The sequence below is a fragment of the Opitutia bacterium genome (assembly GCA_016217545.1).
Lineage (GTDB): Bacteria > Verrucomicrobiota > Verrucomicrobiia > Opitutales > Opitutaceae > Didemnitutus.
Window position 1 is genome coordinate 1 of sequence record JACRHT010000008.1, and the last position, 2,709, is coordinate 2,709.

The 2,709-nt window shown below is 66.6% G+C and carries 2 protein-coding genes; both read left to right on the plus strand.

Going from position 1 to position 2,709, the window contains the following annotated elements:
- Positions 1 to 538: 538 nt before the first annotated feature.
- Positions 539 to 898 (plus strand): hypothetical protein, encoded by a 360-nt coding sequence (locus tag HZA32_05305; protein MBI5423482.1) that lies wholly within the window; start codon positions 539 to 541, stop codon positions 896 to 898.
- 165 nt (positions 899 to 1,063) lie between these two features.
- The gene (locus HZA32_05310; GenBank protein MBI5423483.1) at positions 1,064 to 2,662 is read left to right on the plus strand and encodes a hypothetical protein; all 1,599 of its coding nucleotides are present in this window, start codon (positions 1,064 to 1,066) and stop codon (positions 2,660 to 2,662) included.
- Positions 2,663 to 2,709: the final 47 nt, after the last annotated feature.

The window sequence follows — 2,709 nt, forward strand, 5'->3', positions numbered from 1 at the left end:
AACGCATCACGTCCACCTCCACGTTGCCGTTGCCGTCAACGACCACGTCTACGTCTACGTCTACGTCTACGATCACCCCCGGCTCGACGGATCCCCTCACGAACTTGGGGCGCGAAGTAGTACTAACGGGGCTTACGCCCCAGCCCGACGAGCATGTGAAGCTCGGCGTTGCGCGGGCGCGTCGCGAAACTGCAAGCGCGACGGACGGCTGCGGCTGCGGCAGGGTGCGCGGCTGGGGTTCGGGTTCGCGGCTGCGGTTCGGGTTCGGACTGCATCGATGCGCGAGCCACGAGCCGCAGCCGAGGACCGCATCCCCTGCCGCGCACGCTGCCGAGACCGCGAGCCTCGCGGCGCGGTCGGGCAGGATGCCAACGCCCGGCCCGGTGGAGCCCGGACCTGCGCCTGACGCGCACCCCGCGCGCCGAGGCTCGCGCCTCCGCACCTTCGGCGTTCTCGTGAGCTGACGGGCGCGAGCCTCGTCACGCGGGCTGCGCTGTTTGGGGCGAAGGCCCGGGCTCCACCGGGCCGGGAGGTCCTCATGCATCCTGCACGCTTCGCACACCACAGCCTCGATGCGTTCCACGTCATCCTCGAGGCGCTTAGCCTCGGCGACCTCATCGCACGGGCCTTGCCACGTGGGTACTCCAAGCTGGCCGACCAGCTCCGACGGGCGCTTCTCGGCGCCTACCTGCAGTTCACCGAGGGCGCTGCGCGCGAGGGCGCCGATCGTTCAGCTCGTCTCCGATGCGCCCGGGCCGAGGCCGGCGAGGCGGCGGCAGCGATCGAGGGCGCCGTCGTGCTCAACCTCGTCGGCGAGGGCAAGGCGGATGCGGTCATCGTCTTGCTCGATCGCTTCTGCGCCATGGTCACCCGGCTCGGAGGTCTCGGCTCCCGCTGACTGCTGAAGCGCGCCTCGCTGGCGCGCAGCCTCTTGCCCTCGGAAGAGAGAGCTCCGGCGTGGTGGTGAGGAATGTGGCGAAGCCACTCCTGCTGGACCGTCGATGCGGTCAATGTGGCCGTGAGAGGCCGGTCCTCGAGGGACAATCCAACGCCGGAGCCCACGATGAGCGTACCACCCAGCGTCGCCGAAATCCTGACCAAGCACGTGACCCTCGAGATCGAGGGGATCGATCGCATGTACCTCAACGCGTACGTCCCCGGCCTTCAATACGAAGGCGCCGCGGCGGCGTTCTTCCGTTACCACCGAGGTGATCTCGTGCCGTCCACCGTCACGATGGGAAAGATGACCACCGCCTTCGTGCGCCGCATCGAAGCCTTCGTTGCCGAGCACGACATCCCCGTCGTCCACTTCCGCAAGGGCGAGCGAAAGGACGACGTCGCCCGCGACCACCTCTCGAAGTTCGAAGCCGACGAGGGCGTTCTCTTCGTCGGCAAGGCGCAAGAGCGCGCCTCCGTCTTCCGCACCGAGAAGCGCCGTGACCGTCACGGTGTGACGTACCCGTGGATCGTCCGCGCCAGCGCGATGGTCAACGCCTACTACTTCTACTGCGTCGACCGCGACTTCGGCCCGTTCTTCCTCAAGTTCTGCTCATACTTCCCGTACAACGCGAAGCTCTGCATCAACGGTCACGAGTACCTCAAGCGCCAGCTCGACAGGCGCCGCATGAAGTACGAGCCGCTCGACAACGGCATCCTCTCGTGTCGCGATCCGAAGCGCGTTCAGCAGATCTGCGACGAGCTTACGAGCGATAAGATCGACGCCCTCTTTCGCAAGTGGCTCCGACGCCTGCCACATCCGTTCACGCGCGCAGACCGAGCCGCGGGATATCGCTACGACCTCTCGATCCTCCAGGCGGAGTTCTCGCTGACGCAGGTGATGGACCGGCCAGTCACCGGACGGCTCTTCTTCGAGAACGTCATCCGCGAAAACCTCGACATCGGCCGACCCGACCATGTGCAGATCATCTTTGGTCGTCGCGTGACGAAGCAGACGCCGGGCACGTTCCGCACGCGCGTCATCACCGAGGGCGTCACGCCCTCGCTCCACGTCGACTACAAGCGGACGCGCATCAAGCAGTACCACAAGGAGGGCCGTGCCCTTCGGACTGAGACGACGATCAACGACACGCGTGACTTCGGCATCGGCAAACGCCTCAAGAACCTCCCCCAGCTACGCAAGATCGGCTTCCAAGCCAACCGACGTCTGCTCGACGTCCAGCGAGCGACCCACGATTGCGCCGTCGGCGACGACGCCCTTCGCCGCATCGTTCAACCCGTCGTCGTCGACGGTCAACGCGCTCCCGCCTTGCGGTTCGGCGACACCCGCGCGCAAGCCCTCCTGCACGCGATCGTCATCTTCTCGCTGCTACCCCGCGGCTTCGCCAATCGCGATCTGCGCAAACACGTCGCACGCCTGCTCGGCATCGATCCGAGCGAGATCACGCCCGGCAGCATGACCTACGACCTTCGCCGCCTTCGCCTGCACGGGCTGATCGAGCGCCTCCCCAAGAGCCACCGCTACCGTCTCACGCCCTTCGGGCTCCGCGCCGGCCTCTTCCTCGTGAAGCTCCACGACCGGGCGCTCCGAACGGGTCTCGCCACGCTCGACCCGCACGCGCCCAACACGCCCCTCAAGCGATCCTTCGACGAGCTCGACCGAAACCTTCAGCGCTGGTACGACGACCATCGGATCGCCGCATGACGAAACTTGACCCGTTTGTGAAGGTCCCTGCGCCCAAGCAAGGCTAG